General features: G+C 65.6%; 28 protein-coding genes. 14 read left to right on the top strand and 14 right to left on the bottom strand.

Annotated features, from left to right (window positions below; genetic code table 11):
- Positions 1 to 28: 28 nt before the first annotated feature.
- The 4 genes from R2676_RS11640 to R2676_RS11625 form a co-directional block, all read right to left on the bottom strand.
- Entirely contained in the window at positions 29 to 1,036 is a 1,008-nt protein-coding gene (locus R2676_RS11640) for a FecR family protein (RefSeq protein WP_206274708.1), read from the bottom strand.
- A 170-nt stretch (positions 1,037 to 1,206) separates the two neighbouring features.
- Positions 1,207 to 1,719, bottom strand: coding sequence for an RNA polymerase sigma factor (locus tag R2676_RS11635; RefSeq protein WP_206274707.1), 513 nt, complete (start codon positions 1,717 to 1,719; stop codon positions 1,207 to 1,209).
- Entirely contained in the window at positions 1,709 to 2,422 is a 714-nt protein-coding gene (locus R2676_RS11630; RefSeq protein WP_316857173.1) for a TonB C-terminal domain-containing protein, read from the bottom strand. The genes R2676_RS11635 and R2676_RS11630 overlap by 11 nt, the downstream gene beginning before the upstream one ends.
- A 205-nt stretch (positions 2,423 to 2,627) precedes the next feature.
- Complete coding sequence (locus tag R2676_RS11625; protein ID WP_206274705.1) at positions 2,628 to 3,362, bottom strand: NUDIX hydrolase; 735 nt, start codon at positions 3,360 to 3,362, stop codon at positions 2,628 to 2,630.
- Between the two features lie 94 nt (positions 3,363 to 3,456).
- Here R2676_RS11625 and R2676_RS11620 point away from each other — a divergent pair, with 94 nt between their 5' ends.
- Together R2676_RS11620 and R2676_RS11615 are read left to right on the top strand one after the other, a co-directional pair.
- A complete protein-coding gene (locus tag R2676_RS11620) occupies positions 3,457 to 4,500 on the top strand; it encodes an SPFH domain-containing protein (RefSeq protein WP_147215432.1) in 1,044 nt (347 codons plus the stop codon).
- Complete coding sequence (locus tag R2676_RS11615) at positions 4,497 to 5,429, top strand: diacylglycerol kinase catalytic domain-containing protein (RefSeq protein ID WP_206274704.1); 933 nt, start codon at positions 4,497 to 4,499, stop codon at positions 5,427 to 5,429. Before R2676_RS11620 ends, R2676_RS11615 begins: the two co-directional genes overlap by 4 nt.
- Positions 5,430 to 5,478: 49 nt before the next feature.
- On the opposite strand, the gene R2676_RS11610 is transcribed toward R2676_RS11615, so the two are convergent.
- From R2676_RS11610 to R2676_RS11600, 3 genes are read right to left on the bottom strand one after another with little or no spacing between them, the layout of a single operon-like run.
- On the bottom strand, positions 5,479 to 6,267 hold the full coding sequence (locus R2676_RS11610) for an enoyl-CoA hydratase (protein ID WP_206274703.1): 789 nt from the start codon (positions 6,265 to 6,267) through the stop codon (positions 5,479 to 5,481).
- The gene (locus tag R2676_RS11605) at positions 6,264 to 6,698 is read right to left on the bottom strand and encodes a MarR family winged helix-turn-helix transcriptional regulator (RefSeq protein ID WP_027679944.1); all 435 of its coding nucleotides are present in this window, start codon (positions 6,696 to 6,698) and stop codon (positions 6,264 to 6,266) included. The genes R2676_RS11610 and R2676_RS11605 overlap by 4 nt, the downstream gene beginning before the upstream one ends.
- The gene (locus R2676_RS11600; protein WP_206274702.1) at positions 6,695 to 7,582 is read right to left on the bottom strand and encodes an alpha/beta hydrolase family protein; all 888 of its coding nucleotides are present in this window, start codon (positions 7,580 to 7,582) and stop codon (positions 6,695 to 6,697) included. Before R2676_RS11600 ends, R2676_RS11605 begins: the two co-directional genes overlap by 4 nt.
- Before the next feature lie 117 nt (positions 7,583 to 7,699).
- Between R2676_RS11600 and R2676_RS11595 the strand changes: the two genes are divergently transcribed.
- Positions 7,700 to 8,056: an ArsR/SmtB family transcription factor gene (locus R2676_RS11595; protein ID WP_027679942.1), complete on the top strand. Its 357-nt coding sequence runs from the start codon at positions 7,700 to 7,702 to the stop codon at positions 8,054 to 8,056.
- The gene (locus R2676_RS11590; protein WP_206274701.1) at positions 8,040 to 9,005 is read left to right on the top strand and encodes an SRPBCC family protein; all 966 of its coding nucleotides are present in this window, start codon (positions 8,040 to 8,042) and stop codon (positions 9,003 to 9,005) included. Before R2676_RS11595 ends, R2676_RS11590 begins: the two co-directional genes overlap by 17 nt.
- Here the strand turns inward: R2676_RS11590 and R2676_RS11585 are convergent.
- From R2676_RS11585 to R2676_RS11575, 3 genes are read right to left on the bottom strand one after another with little or no spacing between them, the layout of a single operon-like run.
- The gene (locus R2676_RS11585; RefSeq protein WP_269321395.1) at positions 8,995 to 9,120 is read right to left on the bottom strand and encodes a hypothetical protein; all 126 of its coding nucleotides are present in this window, start codon (positions 9,118 to 9,120) and stop codon (positions 8,995 to 8,997) included. The two genes, R2676_RS11590 and R2676_RS11585, sit on opposite strands and share 11 nt — an antisense overlap.
- Positions 9,117 to 9,683 (bottom strand): DUF4865 family protein, encoded by a 567-nt coding sequence (locus tag R2676_RS11580; RefSeq protein ID WP_206274700.1) that lies wholly within the window; start codon positions 9,681 to 9,683, stop codon positions 9,117 to 9,119. Before R2676_RS11580 ends, R2676_RS11585 begins: the two co-directional genes overlap by 4 nt.
- A gap of 16 nt (positions 9,684 to 9,699) precedes the next feature.
- Positions 9,700 to 10,092 (bottom strand): tautomerase family protein, encoded by a 393-nt coding sequence (locus R2676_RS11575; RefSeq protein WP_027679939.1) that lies wholly within the window; start codon positions 10,090 to 10,092, stop codon positions 9,700 to 9,702.
- 102 nt (positions 10,093 to 10,194) lie between these two features.
- Here R2676_RS11575 and R2676_RS11570 point away from each other — a divergent pair, with 102 nt between their 5' ends.
- From R2676_RS11570 to R2676_RS11560, 3 genes are all read left to right on the top strand, one after another.
- The gene (locus R2676_RS11570) at positions 10,195 to 11,049 is read left to right on the top strand and encodes a LysR family transcriptional regulator (protein ID WP_206274699.1); all 855 of its coding nucleotides are present in this window, start codon (positions 10,195 to 10,197) and stop codon (positions 11,047 to 11,049) included.
- A gap of 78 nt (positions 11,050 to 11,127) precedes the next feature.
- A complete protein-coding gene (locus R2676_RS11565) occupies positions 11,128 to 11,967 on the top strand; it encodes an AraC family transcriptional regulator (RefSeq protein ID WP_206274698.1) in 840 nt (279 codons plus the stop codon).
- A gap of 2 nt (positions 11,968 to 11,969) precedes the next feature.
- Positions 11,970 to 13,082: an alpha/beta hydrolase family protein gene (locus R2676_RS11560; RefSeq protein ID WP_206274697.1), complete on the top strand. Its 1,113-nt coding sequence runs from the start codon at positions 11,970 to 11,972 to the stop codon at positions 13,080 to 13,082.
- Positions 13,083 to 13,110: 28 nt separating this feature from the next.
- Here R2676_RS11560 and R2676_RS11555 read toward each other — a convergent pair whose 3' ends face one another.
- Positions 13,111 to 14,232: a beta-ketoacyl-ACP synthase III gene (locus tag R2676_RS11555; protein WP_206274696.1), complete on the bottom strand. Its 1,122-nt coding sequence runs from the start codon at positions 14,230 to 14,232 to the stop codon at positions 13,111 to 13,113.
- A 200-nt stretch (positions 14,233 to 14,432) separates the two neighbouring features.
- Between R2676_RS11555 and copC the strand changes: the two genes are divergently transcribed.
- Positions 14,433 to 14,813 (top strand): copper homeostasis periplasmic binding protein CopC, encoded by a 381-nt coding sequence (gene copC / locus R2676_RS11550; protein ID WP_410482490.1) that lies wholly within the window; start codon positions 14,433 to 14,435, stop codon positions 14,811 to 14,813.
- A gap of 4 nt (positions 14,814 to 14,817) precedes the next feature.
- Positions 14,818 to 15,747, top strand: coding sequence for a copper homeostasis membrane protein CopD (copD, locus tag R2676_RS11545; protein ID WP_206274695.1), 930 nt, complete (start codon positions 14,818 to 14,820; stop codon positions 15,745 to 15,747).
- An 80-nt stretch (positions 15,748 to 15,827) separates the two neighbouring features.
- On the opposite strand, the gene R2676_RS11540 is transcribed toward copD, so the two are convergent.
- Positions 15,828 to 17,051, bottom strand: a complete 1,224-nt coding sequence (locus R2676_RS11540) for a M20/M25/M40 family metallo-hydrolase (RefSeq protein ID WP_206274694.1) — start codon at positions 17,049 to 17,051, stop codon at positions 15,828 to 15,830.
- 231 nt (positions 17,052 to 17,282) lie between these two features.
- On the opposite strand from R2676_RS11540, the gene R2676_RS11535 reads away from it, so the two are divergent.
- The 3 genes from R2676_RS11535 to R2676_RS11525 all read left to right on the top strand — a co-directional run bounded on the left by R2676_RS11535 (position 17,283) and on the right by R2676_RS11525 (position 19,170).
- Positions 17,283 to 17,957, top strand: a complete 675-nt coding sequence (locus R2676_RS11535; RefSeq protein WP_206274693.1) for a histidine phosphatase family protein — start codon at positions 17,283 to 17,285, stop codon at positions 17,955 to 17,957.
- Between the two features lie 49 nt (positions 17,958 to 18,006).
- Positions 18,007 to 18,771, top strand: a complete 765-nt coding sequence (locus R2676_RS11530; RefSeq protein WP_206274692.1) for an SDR family oxidoreductase — start codon at positions 18,007 to 18,009, stop codon at positions 18,769 to 18,771.
- 126 nt (positions 18,772 to 18,897) lie between these two features.
- The gene (locus tag R2676_RS11525; protein ID WP_102065366.1) at positions 18,898 to 19,170 is read left to right on the top strand and encodes a hypothetical protein; all 273 of its coding nucleotides are present in this window, start codon (positions 18,898 to 18,900) and stop codon (positions 19,168 to 19,170) included.
- Positions 19,171 to 19,182: 12 nt separating this feature from the next.
- Here the strand turns inward: R2676_RS11525 and R2676_RS11520 are convergent, their stop codons facing one another.
- Positions 19,183 to 20,049: a LysR family transcriptional regulator gene (locus R2676_RS11520; protein WP_206274691.1), complete on the bottom strand. Its 867-nt coding sequence runs from the start codon at positions 20,047 to 20,049 to the stop codon at positions 19,183 to 19,185.
- A 101-nt stretch (positions 20,050 to 20,150) separates the two neighbouring features.
- Between R2676_RS11520 and R2676_RS11515 the strand changes: the two genes are divergently transcribed.
- On the top strand, positions 20,151 to 20,777 hold the full coding sequence (locus R2676_RS11515) for a LysE family translocator (protein ID WP_206274690.1): 627 nt from the start codon (positions 20,151 to 20,153) through the stop codon (positions 20,775 to 20,777).
- A gap of 185 nt (positions 20,778 to 20,962) precedes the next feature.
- Here R2676_RS11515 and R2676_RS11510 read toward each other — a convergent pair whose 3' ends face one another.
- Complete coding sequence (locus R2676_RS11510) at positions 20,963 to 22,204, bottom strand: MFS transporter (RefSeq protein ID WP_206274689.1); 1,242 nt, start codon at positions 22,202 to 22,204, stop codon at positions 20,963 to 20,965.
- Between the two features lie 287 nt (positions 22,205 to 22,491).
- On the opposite strand from R2676_RS11510, the gene R2676_RS11505 reads away from it, so the two are divergent.
- Positions 22,492 to 22,653 (top strand): hypothetical protein, encoded by a 162-nt coding sequence (locus R2676_RS11505; protein WP_206274688.1) that lies wholly within the window; start codon positions 22,492 to 22,494, stop codon positions 22,651 to 22,653.
- Positions 22,654 to 22,797 lie beyond the last annotated feature (144 nt).

Genomic DNA, 22,797 nt, shown 5'->3' with positions numbered 1-22,797 from the left:
TGTCAGCGGCGCATGCTCGCCGCCCGGCTTATCCCAGCAGCACGATGCCGCCGGGCAGCTCCGTCACCTTGGCGCCGAGCACTTCGTGCATCTGCGCAAACACCGTGTCCAACTTGTCGATGCGAAAACGCCCATTCAAGCGGCTGCGCTCGAGCTTGCGGTCCACCACCAGCACGTGGCCGGGGCGATACCGATTGATCTCATCCACCACGTCGGACAACGGCGTCTGACGGAACACCAGCACCCCACTGCGCCACGCCGACGTGGTGGCCGCATCAGCAGCCGTCACGGCACTCATGGCGTGCTTGCCGTAAGTCACTTGCTGATTGGCCGTCAGCATGACACTGCGGCCATTGACGTCGACCCGCACGTCGCCTGAAAGACATGTCACGCACACGCGCGTATCGAGATGACGCACTTCGAAGTTGGCCTGCGTGGCCATCGCACGGCCCGGTCCCGCCGCAACGATGAACGGTTGCGCCGCGGCGCGCGTGGTGTTGACTGCGATCTCGCCGTCGAGCAGCTCGACGCCTTGGAGCGCATTCGCTGTTGCGTCACGGCGCAGCGCAACGCTCGTGTGTGTGTTGAGGTCGACCGTCACGTCGGGTGCGAGCGCCAGTTGGCGCTGCTCGCCCGTCCTGGTGCGGAAATCTGCCGCCAAGGCGGGAAACGCGCCCCACAGTCCAGCCGGCGCCGCCACCGCCACGGCAGCGCCCGCCGCGGTTGCGAAGGCACCGCCGATAAACGCGCGGCGGCCAAACGCGGGCACGCGCTGCATGTTGGGGGCCTGGGTGGCCCGTGCGGCTTGCCTGCGCCGCACGGCTTCACCGGCGGGGCCAAAGTCTTTCCACAACCGGCGCGCCTCCACAAACGCTGCCGCATGCGCGTCGCTCGTTTCGCACCAGCGCTTGAGCGCCTGCGCGTCTGCCACGGTAGCGTCGCCCGAAGTCAGACGACGCACCCAGGCATGCGCTTCGCGGCGCAGCGTATGCGAAATCTTCAGCGTCGTCGTGTTGGGTTCGGGTGCTGCCTTCATGCGTTCAACCATCTGTCATACGGCCGTCTTCGTGGGCGCGGCTTGCCTCTGCCGCCACTTCGACGGTCTTATGGGTAAGACGACGCCCGGCACACAAACCCGCAAGCATTTTTTCGAGAGTTTTTTTGAATCGATTGCCGCGGCAGGTTGTGGCTTGCGAAGGCGCTCGGCTAACGGCCCAGCTTGGCGGCGCAGTGCTCCTGGGCGCGTTGCAGTTCCAGCTCGACCAGCCGCAGCGAGATGCCGAAGCGCTCAGCCACCTCGCGCTGCGGCGTGCCTTCCAGCCGCACGGCCAGCAGGATGTCGCGGCGGCGGGCAGGCATCTGCTCCATTGCCCGGATCAGCGCATCGAGTTCGGAATTGGCCTCCGCAACTTCAGCGGGGCCCGGCGCGGGGCTCACCAGATCGAGCATGGTTTCGACCTCGCCGACGCTCAGGCGGCGGTCTTCGGCGCGCTGCTGGTCGATGGCCGCGTTGAACGCCATGCGATAAAGATAGGCACCGGGGTTTTGCACCGGCTCGATGGCCTCGCCGCTGCCGTGGTTCTCCAGGCGCAGCCAGATGTCTTGCAGCGCGTCGCCGGCAAGGTCGGGGTTGCCGAGCCGCCGCGACAACAGAAACTTGAGGTGGCTGTACCGCTCAAGGAGGAAATCGCGCAGCATCGCGCGGCCGCTATCCGCCATGCCGCCTCCCCATGGAAAGCACGGAGACCGACGTGGCCGGTGCCGGGCATCCCCAGCTCTGGCCCGATGCTCGCGGCATCACCACCAGCGTAAAAGGCTGCGGCACGAATGCGGGCACCGGCTCACCCACCGGCGCGCCTTGCAGGGCGGTCACGACCAACCTGTCGAGCACGGCATCGCCGGTGGAATCGAGCAACCGCACCGTGCCGATGCTGCCCGACGCATCGACCCACAGGCGCAGCGCGATGCGGTGGCGGCCTTGGGCCAGGATCGCATTTGCGCAGAACACATCGCGGATGCGACGCTGGATCAAGCCGTAGTAGCGTCGCTGCGCCGGCAGGTCTGTTGCCCCGGTATCGTTTGCATCAGGGCCCGCTTGCGGCCGCACCGGCAAGAGCACCAGCGCATCGTTGCCGGTATAGCGCGGCGCGAGGCCACTGCCTTCCAGCAAACGCAGCAATGCCATATGGGGCGTCATCGTGCCGCGCACCGCAGGGGCTGAACGGCCCGACGTCAACGCGCTGTCATACAGCAGCGATATTCCGGTGACGGCGCCATAGTGCTCCAGCGCGCGTTGCAGCGGCTGCGCCTCGATGTCGAACCAGCGCTCGACATCGGCAGGCGGCGCGCCGGCAATGGCAGCCGGCTCCGCCTCAAGCGGACCGGCCAGCACGGCAGGTTGGAAAGCGCAGATGCCGATCATCGCGATGCACCAAGGCAGTATCCGCCGCGCACCACCCGATGCGACGTTTCCAGCCATACCCGGTCAGTGAAAGACGCGTGCGTCATCGCCCGGTCTGCAGGCGTGTTTCACAGCGCGCAAGTGTGAAGTAAGCGCGTAGGGTAGTAATGCAACGTGACTGTTCTGTTACAGCACCCGCTGGAGGGGTGCGGCGCCAAGGCGGTGCTCAGCCGTTTGAATCGCCCCCGCGCGGGCTGAAGGTGCGCGGAAAAACGACCGGCTGGCTCCGATCAATCAGCCGGTAGCCCTTGGCAGGACGGTACGAATCCCCTTCCGCCACGCCAGACTCTTCCAGAAAGTTGGCGGCCAGCATGCGGGTGCGAAAACCGCTTTTGTCGACCGGGCGGCCAAGCACGATTTCGTACATGCGCTGCAACTGCGGCAGCGAAAACGGCTCGGCCAGCAGAAAGGCGGGCAACGAGGTGTATTCGACCTTGCTGCGCAAACGCTCGACGGCGGCGCGCAGGATGTCCGCGTGGTCAAAGGCCAGTTCAGGCGCGCGAAGCACGTCGTCCACCGCAAACCACGCTACGTCGGCCGCATTGGCGCCCTTGGCCAGCGCCACGCCCTGTGCGGGCATCAACGCAAAGTAGACATGCGTGGCAGACCAGCCGCGCGGGTCGCGCGTTGCACCGCCCCAGCTGCCCAGCTGCTCCAGATACGGGCTGCCCACACCGGTTTTCTCCAGCAGCTTGCGGCGCGCGCAGTCTTCCAGCGTGGCATCGACGGCCGTATCGACAAAGCCCCCCGGCAGCGCCCATGCGCCGGGAAAAGGCTCCCCTTCCGTATTGGGACGCTGCACGAGCAGCACGCGCAACACGTCATCCAGCACCGTAAAGATGACGACATCGACGGTGGTGAACGGCAGCGGGAAGGACTTCGCGGAGGTTCGGGTAGCCATGGCGCATCACAAATGTCTTGACGGCCCCCATAGTAAGTTGTATTGTCCAACCCATACAAGTTGTACTGTACAACTTACAAACAAGGAGGTCATCATGTTCGGCATCCGCTTCATCAAGTCGCAGCCCACCGTTCATCTCATGCAGTTCCGCGCCGGCAAGGTAGTGCGCGAAGGCTCGGGCCTGTCGTTCTTCTACTACGGCCCGACGACCACGCTGGTGGCGGTGCCGGTAGCGAGTCAGGACCGCCCTTTCATCCTTGAACTGGTGACGGCCGACTTCCAGAGCGTGACCGTGCAGGGCCAGGTGACGTACCGCATCAGCGACCCGCGCCGCACCGCCGCCATGATGGATTTCTCGCTCGCCAAGAACGGCCAGACCTACGTGTCGGAAGACCCGAAGCGTCTGGGCGATCGCGTGGCTCAGCAAGTGGAAGTGATCGTGCAGCAAGCCGTTCAGGCGATGGAACTGAAGGCCGCGCTGCGCGCATCGGCGGCTATCGCGCGCACCGCGCAAGCCGAATTGGCTGCGCAGCCTGAAATTGCCGCGTTGGGGTTGGAAATCCTGGGAGTGTCGGTCATGGCGGTCAAGCCGACCCCGGACATCGCCCGCGCGCTGGAAGCCGAAGCACGCGAATCCAACCTCAAGGCCGCGGATGACGCCGTCTACTTGCGTCGCATGTCGGCCGTGGAAAACGAACGCGCCATTCGCCAGAACGAGCTGGACACCGACATCGCAGTCGAGCAGAAGAAGCGCCAGATCCGCGAGACGCAGATGGAAGCCAAGGCCACGCTGATGCGCAAGGAAAATGCCCTGCGCAACGAACAGATGGCCGCCGATGTGGAACTCGAAGGCCAGCGCAAGGCCTTCGTGGCCGGGCAGGCCGAGAACAGCCGCACGCTGGCCGAAGCCGAGGCCTATCGCGTGGCCGCCGTCATGCAGGCGCTGGAAAAGGCCGACCCGCGCATCGTCAACGCGCTGGCTGCGGCCGGCATGCAACCCGGCCAGCTCATCGCGCAGGCCTTTGGCGGCATTGCCGAACGTGCAGAACGCATCGGCCAATTGAACGTGTCGCCGGACCTGCTGCAGGGGCTGATGAACGCCACGTCCCCCAACGCCACCGCACGGGTCGCATCATGAGCACCGAAGGCCGCAAGGTCGTGCTGGTGACGCGCCGCACGCGACTTGAAGAGCTGGTGGCGCGCCACCACACGCTGGCGCAGGCGAAGTTCTACCTCGAACACCTGGGCGCCGATTTTTCCGACTACCTGGCCGAGAACGCCGCCTACGCGCGCAGCCTCGAAATCACCGTGCGCGCGCTGGAAGCCTGGGGCCGCTATCAGGTGGTGGATCGCGGCTACTTGCCCAACTTCATCTTTGCGCCGGACGATATCGTCGTGGCGCTCGGGCAAGACGGGCTGGTCGCCAACTCGATGAAGTATCTCGATGGCCAGCCGCTGATCGGCCTGAACCCGGAGCCCGGCCGCTGGGACGGCGTGCTGCTGCCCTTCGAGCCGAAAGATCTCGGCACCGTGCTGGCCGACGTGGCGCGCGACAAGCGCCCCACCAAAGCGGTGACGATGGCCGAAGCACGGCTGTCGGACGGGCAGGTGCTGCGCGCCGTCAACGACCTCTTCATCGGGCCGCGCACGCATGCGTCCGCGCTGTATGAAATCGAGCTAGGAGAGCGGCGTGAAGCGCAATCGTCGTCGGGCATCATCGTCGCCACGGGGCTCGGTTCGACGGCGTGGCTGAAGAGCATCGTGACGGGCTCGATGGGCGTCGCACGCGCCATGCATGCCGGCGGCGATGGCTTTCGTTACGAACCCGAACCGTGGGACACCCCGCAACTGACGTTCGCCGTGCGCGAGCCGTTTCCGAGCCGCGCATCGCAGGCCACGCTCGTGTTTGGCCATGTGGATGCAGACCAGCCGCTCAAGCTGCGCTCGCGCATGCCAGAGAACGGCGTGATCTTTTCCGACGGCATGGAGGCCGATTACCTGCGTTTTACCGCCGGCATGGAAGCGACGATTTCGGTGGCAGCCACGCAAGGGCGCTTGGCTGTCTGAATGAAAAAAGGCGGCCGGACCAGGGCCGCCGAAGGAGACACCGCCGCGCTCAGTGCGCCACGGCGTTGAAATTGGGCGGCCGTCGATCGGCAAACGCCCGGAAGGCTTCATGCGCCTCTGGCGATTGCAGCCGCCGCGCAAAGCAGGCGCTCTCCGCATCCATCTGTTGCTTGAGCAGTTCGGCATCGCGCATCAGGCGCTTGGTTTCAGTCAGCGCGCCCAGCGGCTGGCGCGCCAATCGCGCCGCAATGGCCTGCGCCTCCGTGCCGAGCTGGTACAGCGGCACCACCCGATTCGCCAAACCCCACGCGAGTGCCGATTCGGCGCTCACCGCGTCGCCCAGCGCGAACATCTCGAACGCGCGCACGTGGCCGAGGCGCGCCGGCATCAGCAGGCTCGATGCGGCTTCCGGCACCAGCGCCAGATTGACGAACGGCGTGGACAGCTGCGCGTTGTCCGCCAACAGCACGAAGTCGCAATGCAGGAGCATGGTCGTGCCGATGCCGACCGCGCGGCCTTGCACCGCCGCCACCAGCGGACGCGTCGCACTGGCCAGCGCATGCAGGAAGCGGACGACGTTGCGCTCGGCGTCACCCTTGTTGCTCTTGCCGCCCGACATGGCGATCGATGCGAATTCGCCGATGTCGTTGCCGGCGGAGAACATGTCGCCCTCGGCCCGCAACAGCACCACGCGCACGGTGTTGTCGCGCTCGGCGGCGCTCAGCGCATCGGCCAGCGCGCCGTACATCGCGTCGGTCATGGCGTTCTTCTTGTCGGCGCGCGCCAGGGTGAGCGTCAGCACGCCGTCGGCGTGGTGGCTCTGGATGTGTTCACTCATTGCTCGTCTCCGTTGGGGAACTTGGTTTGCAGGCTGGCCAGCCAGCGTGCGACGACGTCGATCTCGGCGTCGGTAAAACCGTCGGTCAGCCGCGCGTTCAGCTCAGCCAGGCCGGTGCGTGTTTCGGCCAGGGCGTCGCGGCCGGCGGGCGTGATCCAGAGTTGCCAAGCGCGGCCATCCTTGGCATCGGCGCGGCGCTCGATGAGGCCAGCGTCGACAGAGCGATCGACCAGGCCGCTCATGGCGGAGGGGCCGAGGTCCAGCGCGGCGCCGGCTTCGCGCATCAATGCGCCGTCGTTCTTCTCCAGGAAGAACAGCAGGCCGGATTGGGCGGCGGTCACGCCCTCGCCCGTGCGCGATTGAATCCAGCGCTGCAAGCGGCGTTGTCCAACGCTGATCAGATACACAAGGCGGCGGTCGGGTGCTGTCATGCAGCCTCCGCTTCGTTGCGTGTGGCGGCGGCACGCTCGCGCAGCCAATCGACCAACCCCGGCCACAGCGTGGTGGCAAACTGCGCGCGGAAGAAGCCCATGTGCCCCACGGCGCCGCCGGCCTGCGCAGGCGTGATCTGCCGCCGCTCGACCCACGTGTTCGTGAAGTGCATCGTCAACGCGTTGATGGCGGCGGGCGTGGCCCACGGGTCATCGTCAAAGCCGTAGACGAGCACGGGATGCGTGACACGGTTGAAGCGCTCGATGGCGCCGAGCGTGGGGTCATCGAAAAAGTAGCGCTGCATGCCGGCCCATGCGCCCCATTCGATGGCGACGCCGCCCGGCAGGTCCTCGCCCAGGCCCATGCGCTTGCCCGGCACGTACCCCATCAACCGCGCCATCAACGGACCAATGCCGCGCAGGATCAACTCCACGCGCCAGCGTTCGCCGCGTTGGCGGATGAAGCGCGAGTTGCCCGTGTGGCAGGCCACTTGCACCACGCCCGCGACATCCCAGTCGGCGCAGCACAGGCCGATGGCGTGGCCGCCCACCGAGTGCCCGACCGCCAGTTGCGGCAATGCCGGATAACGCGCCCTTGCCCATCGCATCACGCCTTCGGCGTCGAGCAGCGCCCAGTCGCGCATGCGGGCAGCAAAGCGGCGCAGGCTCTTGGGCCGCGATGCGCCGATGCCGCGGTAGTCGTACGTGATCGTGTGGAAGCCGTGCTCGGCCAGGAACTTGGCAAAGGCTTGGTAGATGCGCTGGGGCACGCCGGTGGCCGGGTGCATGACCACCACGCCCTGCGGCGCGCCGGCAGCCGTCCAGAGCATGGCGCCCAGGGGGTAGCCGTCCGTGGCGGGAATGGTGTGCGGTGTGCTGTCCATGACGTTGATTTAGTTCGCATGCGAAGTGTTTTACTTTGTATGCGAAGTAAATCGGTGTGTCAACGACAGAAAGATAAAGTACTTGCTTAACTATTCAGAGTCGCTATAGTTAACCACATGCTTAACCATGACACTTCCCTCGATCTCGCCTTCCAGGCCCTGGCCGACGGCAATCGGCGCGCGATGCTGGTGCAGCTCGTGCGCGGGCCGGCGTCGGTGAGCGAACTTGCCCAGCCCCTCGATATCTCGCTGCCCGCGGTGATGCAGCACCTGTCGGTGCTGGAGAACTCCGGTCTCGTGCGATCGGAAAAGGTGGGCCGCGTGCGGACTTGCCGTATCGAACCCGAGGCGCTGAGCCTCGCCGAGCAGTGGATCAACCAACGACGCCTGGAGTGGGAACAGCACTTCGACCGCCTAGGCGCCTATCTGGAAACGCTCAAAACCCAAGGAGACTTGCATGACGACGACCATTGACGGCCCCGCCGGCACGACCCTGCGCCCGCTCGTGATCTCACGCACCTTCCCCGTTTCGCGCGACTGGGTCTTCAAGGCCTGGAGCACCGCCGACCACATCAAGCGCTGGTTCTGCCCGACGCACTTCACGGTACCGGACGCAACAGTCGAGTTTCGCGTGGGCGGCAAGTTTGACGTCTGCATGCGCTCGCCCGAGGGGCAAGACCACTGGTCGCGCGGCCACTTTCTCGAGATCGTGCCCAACGCGCGGCTCGTCATCGACATGAACGTGGTGGATGGCGACAACCGCCCGCTGATGAACGCCCACACCGTCGTGACCTTTGCCGAGGCAACCGGCGGCGGCACGCGCATGGAAGTCACGCAGACCCACACGCCGCTCGCGCCGATTGCCGAGATGATGATCAAGGGCGCGTCCGAGGGCTGGAAGCAGACGCTCGACAAGCTGGAACGCGAAGCCGCAAGCGTGCCGGTGGCCGATGGCATCCAGCGGTCGGTGGTGCATGCCACCTTTACGGTGGAACGCACCTACGACGCACCGCGCTCGCGCGTGTTCAAGGCACTGACCGACCCGGCCGCCAAGGCCAAGTGGTTTGCCGGCGGCAACGGCTACACGCTGCTCGTGCGTGGTGAAATGGATGCCACGCCCGGCGGCCGCGAGGTCGTCAAGGGCCGGTGGGACAGCGGTGTCGTCTCCAGCTTCGAGGCGCTGTATCACGACGTCATCCCGAACGAACGCGTCGTCTATTCGTATGTGATGCACCTGGACGATCGCAAGATCTCCGCCTCGCTCGCCACGCTGGAATTGCGCGAGCCCAAGGACGGCTCCGGCGGCACGCACCTCGTCATGACCGAGCAAGGCGCCTTCCTGGATGGCTACGACGACTCCGGATCGCGCGAGCGCGGCACGCAGTTCCTGCTCGACATGCTGGGCAATTCGCTCAAGGACTGAGCCTCGGCAACACGTCGCGCGCGACGGCCGCCAACGTGACCGCCGCGCCGACGATGAGCAGCATTCCCCAGAGCAAGCCGCCCACATAGGCGAACAGGATCTGACGCGTGGTCATGGCAAGGTCTCCAGCAACGGCTGTGCGAGGTGCAGCAACTGGTGGCAGGCCGCGATCTCATCGTCAGCGGGTGGCGCCTCCGACAAGCGCACGCGCGTCAAGCGCCACGCCGCCGTATCGACGCCAATCACCGCGGCCACCGTTCCCGCCTGCTCCGCCGTTGCACGGTTGCGTTCGATGGCTTGGCGAAAGACACCGGTGAGTTCCACATCGGGGGCGATGTCTTCCTCTTCAACGTACGCAAAGCGCGCCGCATGGGCGGGGCCTTTGCGCGCGTCGAGTGCAACGTGTGTGCGAATGGCTGCGCGGCCAAAGCTTTCCGTCACCACGTGGTAGCGGCCGTTGACGAGGAAATCGCGGAAGGCCGCATCCTGCTGCCACAGGTAAAGCGACGCATACTGATTGGCCGTCGCGCCCAGCTTTCCACGTTCGCGCAGCAGGAAAGCCTTGAAGAACAAGGCAGGCGCGTCATCCCACAACGGGCCGCGTTGACTTGCCCGCGCATGCAGTCGCGCCATGTCGTAATCGGCAGGCAGATGGTGGACGTAGTGAGCGAGCAGCATGCGGCGCCCTCCCCTCTCAGCGCGGGTCCACTGCGTACTGCGCGATGCCGTGGCCGAACGACCAGTTCTCGGGCAGCACCTCGACGAGGTTGATGAATACGTCTTCGGGCCGCACGCCGGGCTTGTCGCCCAGCAACTCGACGATGCGGCGATAGAGCGCCTGCTTCTGCTCACGGTTGCGCGTGTTGTTGGCGGTGATCTGGATGATCACCACGTCGTCGCTGCGCGCGATGCCGAAGTAGGTCGGGCTGACGCTGAAGGTGCTCGCGTCGTGCTCGGTCAGCGTCATGAAGCGGTCGTCTTCCGGCACGTTGAATGTTTCGCGCATGGCGCGATAGACGCCGTCGAAAATGGCCTGGTGATAAGCGGCAGGCTTGCCGCGCCGCAGCGACACTTGAACGAGGGGCATGGTCCACTCCTTGGTTTGCAGTGACCACAGCATGCCTCACATTGATCATTGCAAAAAGACATCCTAAGATATTTCAATCATTCGATTTCAAAATGATTGAACATGAGAATGCTCGACCTGGAGGCTGTCCAGGCCTTCGTGCTGACGGCCGATCTGAAGAGCTTCACGCGCGCGGCGGAGGCCATGGACTCCACGCAGTCCGCGGTGAGCCTGAAGATCAAGCGGCTGGAAGATGCACTGGGCCGCCGGCTTCTGGAGCGCACGCCGCGCCTGGTTCGGCTGTCGCAGGATGGCGCGGCGTTTCTCGCGGCAGCGCGCGACCTGGTCGCGGCGCACGAAGGCGCGCTGGGCTCCTTTGGCGTGGAACGGCGGCGCTTGTCGGTCGGGATGAGCCACCACATCGTCGGCGCAGAACTGCCGCGCCTGTTGCGACAGATGGGCCGGGCCGAACCGACGCTCACACTGGAGATCCGCATCGCCAGTTCCTGGGAAGTCCTGGAGATGTTCGAAGGCGGCGTGCTGGATGCCGCCATCGTGCTGCGCCACGACAACCGCCGCACCGACGGCGAAATCCTCATGGAAGAGCCTTTCGGCTGGATGGCCGCACCCGATTTCGAGCACCGCGCGGGCGAACCGGTCCGCCTGGCCAACCAAACCGAAACGTGCCGCATCCGGCAGATGGCAACGACGGCATTGGACGCCGCGGGCATCGCCTGGCAAGAGGTGTTTATCGGCGGTGGCGTAGCCACCATCGGCGCGGCGGTGGCGGCCGGCCTTGCAGTGGCGGCACTCAGCCGACGCGTCGCACCCACCGGCACCATCGATGTGGGCGATGCGCTTGGCCTGCCGCCGCTTCCGTCGCGCAGCGTGGTGCTGCATTCACGGCTCGCCGATCCAGCCGCAAAGAAGGCGTTGCGGACCTTCGCCACCACCTTGCGGGCCACGGGCGGACGGTAGCGGGACGCCCCTCCCGCCCGCGCATTTTGCGCAATCGCTGCACCGCGCGACGGCGGCGGGGCGACTATGCTTTGCCGCATGAAGCCCCGCACTGAACACGACTACCACCGCCGCATCGCCCGCGTGATCGAGGCGATCCTGGCCGACCCCGCGGCACCGCATACCGTGCAGAGCCTGGCGGCGGTGGCGCACCTGTCGCCATTTCACTTTCATCGCATCTACCGCGCGCTCACCGGCGAAGGCGTGTTCGAGACCGTCCAGCGCCTGCGGCTGGCGCAGGCTGCGCACCGTTTGAGCGGCGCGGAAGACTCCGTCACCGATGTCGCACTCAACGTCGGCTACGGCAGCCCGCAGGCATTCGCCCGCGCTTTCCGCGAGTTCACCGGCGTAAGCCCGCGCGCGTTCCAGACGCGGCAGCAGGCGCTGAATGTGCGCAGCACCGAGACCGCAGACCTGCCGCCCATCGAGCTGATCGAACAGCCGCCTCTGCACGCGCTCTGCCTGCGCCACGACGGCCCCGTTGCGACGATTCGTCAGACGTTCGTCATGCTGCGGCAGTTGCTCGGCATCGATATGGAATCGGCGGATGCGCCCGACCGCATTGGCGTCTGCTATGGCGATCCGGAAACGCCCGGCTCGTTCGAATACTTCGCGGGCGTGATCCTCGATACGCCGCGCGCAATCACTGGCCGCCTGCAGCCGATGCGCATCGAAGGCGGCCGCTACGCTTGTCACCGGCTGATCGGCCCTTACGCGCTGATCGCGCCCACCATGCAGGCGCTCTACGGCGGCTGCCTCCCCAGCTACGGCTTCGAACCGGACGACCGCCCGGCGCTTGAGCTGTATCGCAGCCCCGGGCGGCATCACCCGCCGCGCGCCTGCGTGACCGACCTGATGATCCCCATCCGCAAGGAGTAAAGATGTTGCGTCGTTGCCTTGCCGCCGCGCTGGCGGCCTTAGCCATGGGCGCTGCCTATGCCGGTTCCGCTGATGAGCCTGCTGCGCCGTACCACGTGGGGGAAACCACCCGCGCATTTCATCCGCAGGCTGAGCGCCATTGGCGCGGGGCACGCACCCAGGCGCTCATCACCAACGTCTGGTATCCAGCGGACATTTCCGTGCCGGAGGTTTCGCACAACGTCGATGCGCCGGGCCGGTCGCCGTTCCGCATGCAGCCATCTGCGGCCGAAGCGCCCTTCGCGGCAACGCAGGCGCAATATCCGCTGCTGCTGCTTTCGCACGGCACCGGCGGCACGGCAGGAAGCCTCGATTGGATGGCAGCCGCCCTGGCGGCGCACGGCTACATCGTCGCGGGCGTGAACCATCCGGGCAACACGGCGCTGGAACCGCTCACGCGGGAGGGCTTCATGCTCTGGTGGGAGCGCGCCACCGATGTGAGCGAAGTGCTCGATGGCGTGCTCGCCGACCCCGTGTTGGGCGCGCATGTCGATCGCACACGCATCGGCGCCGTGGGCTTTTCGTTGGGCGGCTATACCGTGCTGGAACTGGCCGGCGCACGCACGGATGTCGCAGCCTTCATGGCGTTCTGCGGCTCGCCACAGGCAGACGCCATCTGCCACCCGCCGGAGATGGCCCGAGCGCAGATCAACCCCGCTGCCGACACCACGAGGTCACCGCAGACGGAAGCGTCCCTCGCTCGCTCCGGTGCGTCTTACCGCGACGCACGCATCAAGGCCGTTTTTGCGATGGCGCCCGCCCTGGGCATGGCGATGAACGCCACGTCGCTTGGCAACATCAGCATCCCCGTCTCGCTGATGGCCGGAGACGCGGATGTCACCGTGCCCGTCGACACCAACGTACGACGCGTCGCCAAGATGCTGCCCAAGGCCGATCTGCTGCTGGTGCCGGGGGCGTCGCACTACACGTTCGTGGACACGTGCTTGCCGGGTGCAGCGCCCCATGTGCCGCTGCTGTGCAAGGACAACCCCGGCGTCGATCGCGATGCGGTGCATGCCGAGGCCGTGCGGCGGGCGCTGGATTTTTTTGAGGCGACGCTGCCCGGTCAGACCTGAGCGTCGCCCGCGATTCGGTGCAGATCGATTACTGCTTCTGCACCGCCACGCTGCCGATCGAATAACCCGCGCCAAACGAGCAGATCATGCCCAGGTCACCCGACTTCAGGTCGGCACGGTGGCGGTGGAACGCAATGATGGAACCCGCCGATGCCGTGTTGGCGAACTCGTCGAGAATGACCGGCGCCTCGTCGGCCGATGCGTCGTGCCCAAGCAGGCGCTTGCCGATCAGCTGGTTCATCGCCAGGTTGGCCTGATGCAGCCAGAAGCGGCGCACGTCGGCCGGAGCGTGGCCCAATTGCTGCAGATGGCCGGCAATGTGCTCCGCCGCCATCGGGCAGACTTCCTTGAAGACCTTGCGGCCTTCCTGGCGGAAGAGCTGATCGCGGTCGTCGGGGTTGCGGTCTTCGCTGCGCGAGAGGTAGCCGGCGTTGTTGCGGATGTTGTTGGAAAAGCTCGTCGCGCATTTGGTGCCGAGCACACGCCAGGCGTCCGCAGAGCGCGTGTCTTCCGCGCGCTCGACCAGCACGGCCGTGCACACGTCGCCAAAGATGAAGTGGCAATCGCGGTCTTTCCAATCGAGGTGGCCGGAGGTGATTTCCGGGCTCACTACCAGCGCGGCGCGCGCCGTGCCGCTGCGCACGGCGTTGATGGCCTGCTCCAGCCCGAACGTGGCCGACGAGCACGCGACGTTCATGTCGAACGCGTAACCGCCCGCGCCAATGCCGTTCTGAATTTCCACGCCCAACGCCGGATACGGGCGCTGGAAGTTGGACGTGGCGCACAGCAGCATGTCGACGTCGGCCGCATCGCGCCCGGCAGCGGCCAATGCGTCGCGCGCCGCGGCCACGCCAATCTCGGCTTGCAGCGACAGCGCATCGTCCGGGCGCGGCGTCAGATGCGGGCGCATGCGCGTCGGGTCCAGCACGCCGGCCTTGTCGATCACGTAGCGCTGTCGAATACCCGACGCCTTCTCGATGAACTCCGCCGACGATTCCGCCAGCGCCGGCAACTCGCCCGCCGCAATCGCCGCCGCGTGCTGCGCGTTGTAGAGCTGGGTGTAGGCGTTGTACGAGGCGACCAGCTCCTCGTTGGTGATGACCTCGGGCGCGACCCACAGGCCCGTGCCGCTGATGACGACGTCGTGCATACCCGGAATTTGTGAATTTTTCGTGGCGGCGACGATAGCACATCGGCCCGGCAATGCGGGCTGCGGGATGTGGTCGTTTACATCTACTTTGGCGTTGCGCTGCAGCGCGCACATGGGCGGGCGCGCATCCCCGCTTCGGCGCCCTGGGCCGAAAACAATGCGTTACGCTAGCCGTCAGCCCCGAACTCCGCAGGTCTCCAATGCCGATGCTCAACCCTTCACGCATCGCCCACGCGTGCGTGGCCGCTGCCGCTGCCCTCGCTGCCTCGCTGGCGCTGGCCCATCCGAAGCTGCTCTCGGCCAGTCCCGCCGACAAGTCCGTTGGCCCGGCACCGGCCCAGATTGCGCTCCATTTCTCGGAAAAACTCGTTGCCCAGTTCTGCGATGCCACGCTGGTCATGAACGCAGGCTCCGGCTCGACGACGAATGTGGCCGCCAAGGTCGCCACGAGCACCGACGGGCGGACGCTGACCGTCTCGCCCACGCAGCCGCTCGCGCCCGGGGCCTACCGCGTCGACTGGCATGTCGTGGCCGCAGACACGCACCGCGTAGCCGGCAACCTGACGTTCCAGGTGAAGTAACGCGATGCCGGAGGACTGGCTGGCCGTCACCCTGCGCTTTGCGCTGTATCTGGATTTGATGGTGCTTTTTGGCGTATCGCTTTTCAGCCTTTACGCGCTTGGCCCAACCAATCCATCGTCGGGCATCTCTCGGCTGTACGGCAGGGTGGCGGAGGCAGCGGCGTTGGCCGGCATCGTGCTGTCGATCTGGGACGTGGTGGCGATGGCTGAGTCGATGAGCGGCGCCACGCGCTACAGCGAGCTGACCAGCCATGTCTTCGACATGATCCTGACCGGCACGGCAGTCGGCGCGGCCTGGCTGGTGCGGCTAGCAGTGCTTGCAGCGGGCGTGGTCGCGGCAATCGCGTGGCGCCGAAATGCGCGCCGCCGACAGATCGGGCTGGCCGCGTCGGGCGCCATCGCGCTGGCCACGCTTGCATGGGCGGGGCACGGCGCCATGGACGATGGCTTGCGCGGCGTGCTGCATCTCGCCGTTGACGTGACGCATCTGCTGGCCGCTGGCATGTGGGTGGGTGCGTTGGTCGCCTTCGTGGTGCTGTCGTCGGCCCGCCGGACCGGCACGCCGCATACGGTGCAAACGCTCAGCCGTGCCGCCAGCGGCTTCGCGACCATCGGCACGTGCATCGTCGCGATGTTGATTGCGACGGGCGTCGTCAACTATGTGCTGGTTGCCGGCCCGACGTTCGATGCGCTGTTCACCACGCCGTATGGGCGGTTGCTGCTCGGCAAACTGGCGCTGTTTGCGCTGATGCTTGCACTGGCGGCGGGCAATCGCTATCGATTGAGCCCGCGGCTTGCGGCTGCAATTCGCGCGGGCGATTCCACAGGTGCGGTGAGAGCGCTGCATAAAAGCCTGCAGACGGAAACCTGCCTCGCCGTGCTGATCTTGGCGCTGGTGGCGTGGCTGGGCCTGCTTTCGCCAGTGGCTGCGTAGCGTCTCACGCGGTCAACAAAAAAACGGGTGACAGCGCGGCGCCGTCACCCGTTCGTTGTTGCTTACCGTCGGCGCGGCGCTTACTTGTTCGCCGCAAGCTCCATGATCATGCGCGACAGCAGATAGAGACGCGGCACGACGCTCTCCACTTCCGCGTATTCGTCCGGCGTGTGGATGCCGCCGCCGACGATCCCGAAGCCATCGAGCGTGGGCGTGCCGACACCGGCCGACAGGCTGGAATCGGCGGCGCCCCCGCTGCCCTCGAGCGTGAGCTTGCGGCCGATCTCGCCGTAGATGGCTTGCGCCTTGGCGGCCAGCTTGTCCGACGCGTCATTGCGCGGCATCGGCGGGAAGCTGCGCACCAGCGAGGTCTTCACTTCCGTGTCCGGAATCAACTTGTTGGCCGATACGCGCGCCAGGTCGCGCTCCACACGGTCGAATTCCTCCGGCACGGCCACGCGCACGTCTGCGTACGCCGTTGCATGGTCGGGGATGACGTTGGTCGCATCGCCCGCCTTGAGCACCGTCACGTTGAAGGTCGTCTGCTTGGCGCTGTCGCCCAGCTTGCCGACTTGCAGCACCTGGTGCGCCAGTTCGTTGGCGGCGTTGCGACCGGATTCGGGCGCCACGCCAGCGTGCGCGGCCTTGCCTTTGATGTCGATCTCCGCGGTGCCGCTGCCCTTGCGCCACACGACCAAGCCGTCGGCAGGCCGGCCCGGTTCCAGGTTGAGCGTCACGTCATGTTGCTTGGCTTCGCGCTCGATCAACGCGCGCGTGCCCTTGGAGCCGGTTTCCTCGTTCGTGTTGAGCAGCAGCGTGACTTGCCCGTATTGCTTGAAGTCGAGCTGCTGCAGGATCTTCATCGCATACAAACCCGCCACCACGCCGCCCTTGTCGTCCATCACGCCGGGGCCGTAGGCGCGCTTGTCCTTGATGGTGAACGGCTTGGCGCGGGCAGTGCCGTCCTTGAAGACGGTGTCCATGTGGGCCATCAGCAGAATGCGCGTTTTACCGGTGCCCTTCCAGGTCGCCAGGATGTTGTTGCCCACTGCCGGCGCCGCAGACACCGTTTCCACCTGGGCGCCGGCCTTGCGCAGTTCGTCGGTCACGATGGTGCCGATCTGGCTGAGCCCCGCTTCGTTGCCCGTGCCCGAGTCGATGTTCACCAGGCGCTCCAGCAATTGCAGCGCGTCGCCGCGGTAGCCCTCGGCGGCGGACAGCACCTTGGGATTGGCATCGGCGGCACAAGACAGACCTGAGGCACACAGCAGCAGCGCAGCAACGGCAAGGCGAGACGGTTTCATACAGGACCTTTGTAGCGAGTGGCGAAACGGCCATTACACACAAGATCGGCGCGCGCGGGCAGCCATGTTGCGTGCGGCGCACGGTCGTTACCCGCCGCTTGCTCTCGCGCCGCAACTCATGCAGTGGCAAAACTATTCATTGCATGCATTACCGGTCATTCAAAGAATAAATTTCACAAATAATGGTCGCACCGCTAATCTGGGTCCCCTGTTGATTTTGGCGAGCAGACGATGGCGGAGCTTTATCTCGTGCGGCACGGACAGGCCTCGTTTGGCGCGGCAGATTACGACCGGCTCTCCGAGCGCGGCGAGCAGCAGAGCGTCTGGCTCGGCGAATATTTCGCGCGGCAGGACATTGTTTTTGATCGCGTCATTTGCGGCACCTTGCGCCGCCATGAGCAGACCGTCGACGGCATCCTGCGCGGCATGGGCATGTCAGGCACGGCGGTTGAGCAGCATGCCGGGCTGAACGAATACGACTTCCAAGGGCTGTTTGCCGCGCTCGGCGAAGATTTTCCGGAGCTGACACAGCTGGCTTCGGGCTCGATGCGCGATCACTACCGCGCGCTCAAGCAGGTGCTGCACCTGTGGTCGGACGACAAGATCCGCGGGCCGCTGCCCGAGACGTGGGCCGCCTTCCAGCAACGCGTGGCCGATGCGCGCGCGGCCATCCAGGCCGGCGGTGGGCAGCGTGTGCTCGCCATCAGTTCCGGCGGGCCGATCGCCGTGACCGCACAGCAGGTGCTGGCCGCACCGCCCGCCAGCGCCATCGCGCTGAACCTGCAGATCCGCAACAGCAGCGTCTCGCAGTATTTCTTCAACGCGGAATCGTTCCAGCTCGCCACCTTCAATGGCATCCCGCATCTGGACGACCCGGCACGGCGCGCGTTCCAGACCTACGGCTGAACGCCCACGCGCAGACGCCCACAACACATCACCATTGGAGGAGCACACCATGAGCACGAACCTGTTCGACCTGACCGGCAAGATCGCCCTCGTGACCGGCGCCAGCCGCGGCATTGGCGAAGAGATTGCCAAGCTGCTGGCAGAACAAGGCGCGCACGTCATCGTGTCCAGCCGCAAGCTGGCCGACTGCGAAATCGTGGCCGAACGCATCCGCGCTGCGGGCGGCAAAGCTGAAGCCCTCGCCTGCCACGTCGGCCGCATGGAAGACATTGCCGCGGCGTTCGACACCATCCGCCGCACGCACGGCCGGCTCGACATTCTCATCAACAACGCCGCGGCCAACCCGCACTTCGGCCACATCCTGGACACGGATCTGGCGGCCTATGAGAAGACGGTGGAAGTGAACATCCGCGGCTACTTCTTCATGTCGGTCGAAGCCGGCAAGATGATGAAGACCCAGGGCGGCGGTGCGATCGTCAACACCGCATCGGTCAACGCGCTGCACCCGGGCGACAAGCAGGGCATCTATTCCATCACCAAGGCCGCCGTGGCCCACATGACGCGCGCGTTCGCCAAGGAATGCGGGCCCTTCGGCATTCGCGTGAACGCGCTGCTGCCGGGCCTGACCAAGACCAAGTTCGCAGGCGCCCTCTTTGAAGACAAGGCTACATACGACCGCTGGATCAGCGAGATCCCGCTGCGCCGCCACGCCGAACCGCGCGAGATGGCGGGCACGGTGCTTTATCTCGTGTCGGATGCGGCGAGCTACACCAACGGCGAATGCATCGTCGTCGATGGCGGCATGACGGTCTGAAACGGGGCGGTTACCGCATCCACTGAGCCGCCCGTCACGCTAGTGCGGCGCGGCCGCAACATCGTCCTTGAAATCTGTGGATACCTGTATATATTTACAGTAACTGTAAATTTATACAGCACTGCCATGGACGACCTGATCCGCATCGAAAACGAGTACGACCGCCAGACGGTGCTCTGGCTGCGCGAGCGTCTGGGTGAACAGGCGCTGAACGAAGTCGTGTTGCGCATGGAGGTGCGCGGGCGGCCCTATGCGTCGGAAGTCTGCCGCACGCTGGGCCTGACGCCGCCGCCGCGCAAGCGGGCGACACCCCGCGCGCGGCCGCTCAACCGTGCCGTGGGCGAGGCCTATCTGGCCACGATTCGGGGCATCCTGCGCGGCGGACACGCAGCAGCGTAAGGCCCGTTTGCGTTAATCCGCCAGCGTGGCGGCGGTTTCTTCGCGCAGCCACGCGAGCCAGGCGCCGGCCCCGCTCTCGGCAGCAATCGGCGCATCGGCCAGCAAGTAGTAGCCAGAGCCGTCGCGGCGGAACCCTTCGGGCGCGACCAGCCGCCCATCTTGCAAATCGTCACCGGCCATCAGCTTTGACGCGATGGCCGTGCCCTGCCCAGCCAGGGCCGCCTGCAAACTCAAATAGAAATGTTCATAGCGCGCCTCGGGCAACCGGCCGCGCGGTCGGGCCGTGCTGCTGGCACGCCACCACGCCTGCCATGCATCGGGGCGCGTGGCGGTATGCAGCAGCCGTCGGCGCGCGGCGGGATCCGCTTGCGGAGCGTGCACCGGGCCGATCCACTCGTCGCAAATGGGTGCTGCATGCACGTGCGCCGGCCATGCAAAGTCATCACGGCGCAAGGCGACGTCCACACCGCTGCGCACGAAATCGATCGGGCCGCCCGCCGCGAACAGATGCACCTGGATGGCCGGATGCCGGGCCTGAAAGCGCGACAGCCGCGGGATCAGCCATCGCATCGCCAGCGTCGGTTCGCATGACACCACTAGCGCTGAAGACGTTGCCCGACGGGCAATCCGGTCGATGCTATCGGTGAGAATTCCGAACGCATCGGTGGCAGCGGCATGCAGTTGTTCGCCCGCCGATGTCAGGAAGACCGCCCGATTGCGACGCTCGAACAAGTCCACGCCTAACGACGCTTCCAACTGCCGTATCTGGCGGCTAACCGCACCATGTGTCACGTGCAGCTCCTGCGCCGCACGCACGAAGCTGCCATGCCGCGCCGCAGCTTCAAACACACGCAGCGTATTCAGTGGAGGCAGTGCCATCTGTCAGTTTTTCTCACCTAAAAAGGGCATCATAAATCGATTTTCAGCAATGACGGATGCCGCCAGAATCGGCGCACCTCCACTTTGCGATTGCGCCCGACATGACAGAACTCCTTGCTGTTGCCATCATCACGATCCTGGCTGTCGTCAGCCCGGGCGCGGACTTTGCCATGGTCACGCGCAACAGCCTGCTGCATGGGCGGCGCGCCGGCGTGCTGTGCGCGCTGGGCATTGCGCTCGGCGTGCAGGTGCACGTGTTCTACACCATGTTCGGCGTGGGGCTGCTGATCGCGCATGCGCCAACGCTGCTGCAAGGCATCAAGCTGGTGGGCGCGGCGTACCTGGTGTGGATTGGCTGGAAGACGCTGTCGGCCAAGCCGTCGCCCAGCGGCGAGACTGCCGGTAACAGCGTCGGCACCCCGACGCTGACGACCTTCGCAGCCCTGCGCATGGGCTTTCTCACCAATGCGCTCAATCCCAAAACGACGCTCTTCGTGATCAGCACGTACACGCAGGTCGTTCACGCGGGCACGCCGCTGCTCGCGCAGTTTGGCTACGGCCTCTTCATGTCGGCGGCGCACGCGGTGTGGTTTGCGTTGGTGGCCGCAGTGTTTGCGTCAGGCGCATTGCGACGTTCGCTGCTGGCACGGCAACGCATTGTGGACGGCGTGATCGGCGTGATCCTGATCGGATTGGGATTGGCGCTGGGGCTCGCGCGGCTTGCGTGATGCCACGCACGGCGGCCTCGTACGCTGCCAGGGCATCCTGACCCGGCGCGAGATCGAGATGACCGGCGTGTGGCCGGGCCCGACCCACATCGCACAGAAATAGCGCCCAACAGCAGAAAGCAAAGCGGCGGATCGTCCGGGAGGGGACGTCCGCCGCGCTGCATCCGTGTGCGACGTGTGTCGCGTTACGCCGCCTGTTGGCGCTTGCGTTCGATATCCGGCAGGAACACCGTCAGCAAGCCGATGAGCGGCAGGAACGAGCACAGGTGATAGACGTTGTAGATGTCGGTTGCATCGGCCAGCTTGCCGAGCACCGCAGCGCCAATGCCGCCCAGCCCGAACGCAAACCCGAAGAACAGGCCCGACACCATCCCGACCTTGCCGGGAATCAACTCCTGCGCATACACGAGAATGGCCGAGAACGCCGAGGCCAGCACCAGCCCGATGATCACCGTCAGCACGGCCGTCCAGAACAGGTTGGCGTACGGCAACAGCAACGTGAACGGCGCCACCCCGAGGATCGACACCCAGATCACGACCTTGCGGCCCACGCGATCCCCAATCGGACCACCCACGATCGTGCCCACCGCCACCGAGAACAGGAAGAGGAACAGGAACAGCTGTGACGTCTGCGCCGACAGGTGGAACTTGGTGATCAGGAAAAACGTGTAATAGCTGTTCAGGCTCGCCAGGTAAAAGTACTTCGAGAACAGCAGCACGACCAGCAGCGTCATCGCAAACGCGACCTGCCCGCCCGACAGCTTGACCGCGGCATGTGCGCGACCGCCCGCCTTGCGGCCATGGCCTGCAGCGCGTTCACGCTTGTACCAGCCGCCCACGTGATACAGCACGAAGATGGCGATCAGCGCAGCGATGGAGAACCACGCCAGGCTGTGCTGCCCATACGGCATGATGATGATTGCGGCGAGCAGCGGACCCATCGCGCTGCCCACATTGCCGCCCACCTGGAATAGCGACTGCGCCAGCCCATGACGTCCGCCCGACGCCATACGCGCCACGCGCGACGATTCCGGATGGAAGATCGACGAGCCGGTGCCCACCAGCGCCGCCGCCAGGAGCACCGTGCCAAAGTTGGGTGCCACCGACAGCAGCAACAGCCCCACCAGCGTAAAGCCCATGCCCACCGCCAGCGAATACGGCTTCGGATGCTTGTCGGTATACAGCCCGACCATCGGCTGCAGCAGCGAGGCGGTGATCTGATACGTGAGCGTGATCAGCCCGATCTGCGAAAAATCGAGATGGAAATTGCCCTTGAGCAGCGGATAGATCGCCAGGATCAACGACTGCATCATGTCGTTGAGGAAGTGCGCGAAGCTGATGGCGCCGATCACGCCAAAGCCGGTCTTGTCGGCCTGCGCGGCGGGCGTCGCCGATGCAGCGGCCGTGCCGTTTGCGGTGGTTTGCATGATGTTTGAGGTCACGAGATTGAGGCGAGGAAGCGTTCAATCTTGCGCCTAAACGGTGCAGGCGTGTTACCGCAAATTCGACAACGATTAGCGCAAACCGGACAATTTATTGTCGGGGCAGAAGCGTCACCCCACGCCGCGCCGGTTTCACCAAAACGTGGGGCATCTTCCCGCAAACCCTTGCCCCGCTTGCCCTGGCAGGCAGCTAACCTGTTAGCCGTTTTCTCGCGCAGGGCTACTCCGTTCGGAGCATGGCCGCTCAGGAGACGCTTTCTATACTCGCCAGCATGGACTGCAGCACGACGCCGGAATACCAGCCAGGCGCCAGTGCCGACGGCCTGACGGAGCCCGATGCGCGGCAACTTCACGCGCACGACGATCCGCAACCCGAACCGATGACCTGCATCGACGATGCCGCACATCGGCCGACATGGGAGGGGAAGCCATGATGATCCTGCTAACGGGAACGCTATGCCGCGCGATGGGAGACCTTTTCTATCAGGCCCTGCTCGACGACCGGGTCGTCTGCTGCTTCGTCACATCCGAAGCCGTGGATGTCACCGGCAACGCCACGCGCCCGCCGCCCGCTTCGT

It is taken from the genome of Ralstonia flatus (assembly GCF_958439105.1).
Taxonomy (GTDB): Bacteria; Pseudomonadota; Gammaproteobacteria; order Burkholderiales; family Burkholderiaceae; genus Ralstonia; species Ralstonia flatus.
Note: the sequence above shows the minus strand (reverse complement) of the source record. Positions and strands in the feature narration are given on the sequence as shown.

Bases quoted from the DNA above. Each gene is read 5' to 3' on its own strand.
- R2676_RS11640 (WP_206274708.1), bottom strand. From the start codon at position 1,036: ATGAAGGCAGCACCCGAACCCAACACGACGACGCTGAAGATTTCGCAT.
- R2676_RS11635 (WP_206274707.1), bottom strand. From the start codon at position 1,719: ATGGCGGATAGCGGCCGCGCGATGCTGCGCGATTTCCTCCTTGAGCGG.
- R2676_RS11630 (WP_316857173.1), bottom strand. From the start codon at position 2,422: ATGATCGGCATCTGCGCTTTCCAACCTGCCGTGCTGGCCGGTCCGCTT.
- R2676_RS11625 (WP_206274705.1), bottom strand. From the start codon at position 3,362: ATGGCTACCCGAACCTCCGCGAAGTCCTTCCCGCTGCCGTTCACCACC.
- R2676_RS11620 (WP_147215432.1), top strand. From the start codon at position 3,457: ATGTTCGGCATCCGCTTCATCAAGTCGCAGCCCACCGTTCATCTCATG.
- R2676_RS11615 (WP_206274704.1), top strand. From the start codon at position 4,497: ATGAGCACCGAAGGCCGCAAGGTCGTGCTGGTGACGCGCCGCACGCGA.
- R2676_RS11610 (WP_206274703.1), bottom strand. From the start codon at position 6,267: ATGAGTGAACACATCCAGAGCCACCACGCCGACGGCGTGCTGACGCTC.
- R2676_RS11605 (WP_027679944.1), bottom strand. From the start codon at position 6,698: ATGACAGCACCCGACCGCCGCCTTGTGTATCTGATCAGCGTTGGACAA.
- R2676_RS11600 (WP_206274702.1), bottom strand. From the start codon at position 7,582: ATGGACAGCACACCGCACACCATTCCCGCCACGGACGGCTACCCCCTG.
- R2676_RS11595 (WP_027679942.1), top strand. From the start codon at position 7,700: ATGCTTAACCATGACACTTCCCTCGATCTCGCCTTCCAGGCCCTGGCC.
- R2676_RS11590 (WP_206274701.1), top strand. From the start codon at position 8,040: ATGACGACGACCATTGACGGCCCCGCCGGCACGACCCTGCGCCCGCTC.
- R2676_RS11585 (WP_269321395.1), bottom strand. From the start codon at position 9,120: ATGACCACGCGTCAGATCCTGTTCGCCTATGTGGGCGGCTTGCTCTGG.
- R2676_RS11580 (WP_206274700.1), bottom strand. From the start codon at position 9,683: ATGCTGCTCGCTCACTACGTCCACCATCTGCCTGCCGATTACGACATG.
- R2676_RS11575 (WP_027679939.1), bottom strand. From the start codon at position 10,092: ATGCCCCTCGTTCAAGTGTCGCTGCGGCGCGGCAAGCCTGCCGCTTAT.
- R2676_RS11570 (WP_206274699.1), top strand. From the start codon at position 10,195: ATGAGAATGCTCGACCTGGAGGCTGTCCAGGCCTTCGTGCTGACGGCC.
- R2676_RS11565 (WP_206274698.1), top strand. From the start codon at position 11,128: ATGAAGCCCCGCACTGAACACGACTACCACCGCCGCATCGCCCGCGTG.
- R2676_RS11560 (WP_206274697.1), top strand. From the start codon at position 11,970: ATGTTGCGTCGTTGCCTTGCCGCCGCGCTGGCGGCCTTAGCCATGGGC.
- R2676_RS11555 (WP_206274696.1), bottom strand. From the start codon at position 14,232: ATGCACGACGTCGTCATCAGCGGCACGGGCCTGTGGGTCGCGCCCGAG.
- copC (WP_410482490.1), top strand. From the start codon at position 14,433: ATGCCGATGCTCAACCCTTCACGCATCGCCCACGCGTGCGTGGCCGCT.
- copD (WP_206274695.1), top strand. From the start codon at position 14,818: ATGCCGGAGGACTGGCTGGCCGTCACCCTGCGCTTTGCGCTGTATCTG.
- R2676_RS11540 (WP_206274694.1), bottom strand. From the start codon at position 17,051: ATGAAACCGTCTCGCCTTGCCGTTGCTGCGCTGCTGCTGTGTGCCTCA.
- R2676_RS11535 (WP_206274693.1), top strand. From the start codon at position 17,283: ATGGCGGAGCTTTATCTCGTGCGGCACGGACAGGCCTCGTTTGGCGCG.
- R2676_RS11530 (WP_206274692.1), top strand. From the start codon at position 18,007: ATGAGCACGAACCTGTTCGACCTGACCGGCAAGATCGCCCTCGTGACC.
- R2676_RS11525 (WP_102065366.1), top strand. From the start codon at position 18,898: ATGGACGACCTGATCCGCATCGAAAACGAGTACGACCGCCAGACGGTG.
- R2676_RS11520 (WP_206274691.1), bottom strand. From the start codon at position 20,049: ATGGCACTGCCTCCACTGAATACGCTGCGTGTGTTTGAAGCTGCGGCG.
- R2676_RS11515 (WP_206274690.1), top strand. From the start codon at position 20,151: ATGACAGAACTCCTTGCTGTTGCCATCATCACGATCCTGGCTGTCGTC.
- R2676_RS11510 (WP_206274689.1), bottom strand. From the start codon at position 22,204: ATGCAAACCACCGCAAACGGCACGGCCGCTGCATCGGCGACGCCCGCC.
- R2676_RS11505 (WP_206274688.1), top strand. From the start codon at position 22,492: ATGGACTGCAGCACGACGCCGGAATACCAGCCAGGCGCCAGTGCCGAC.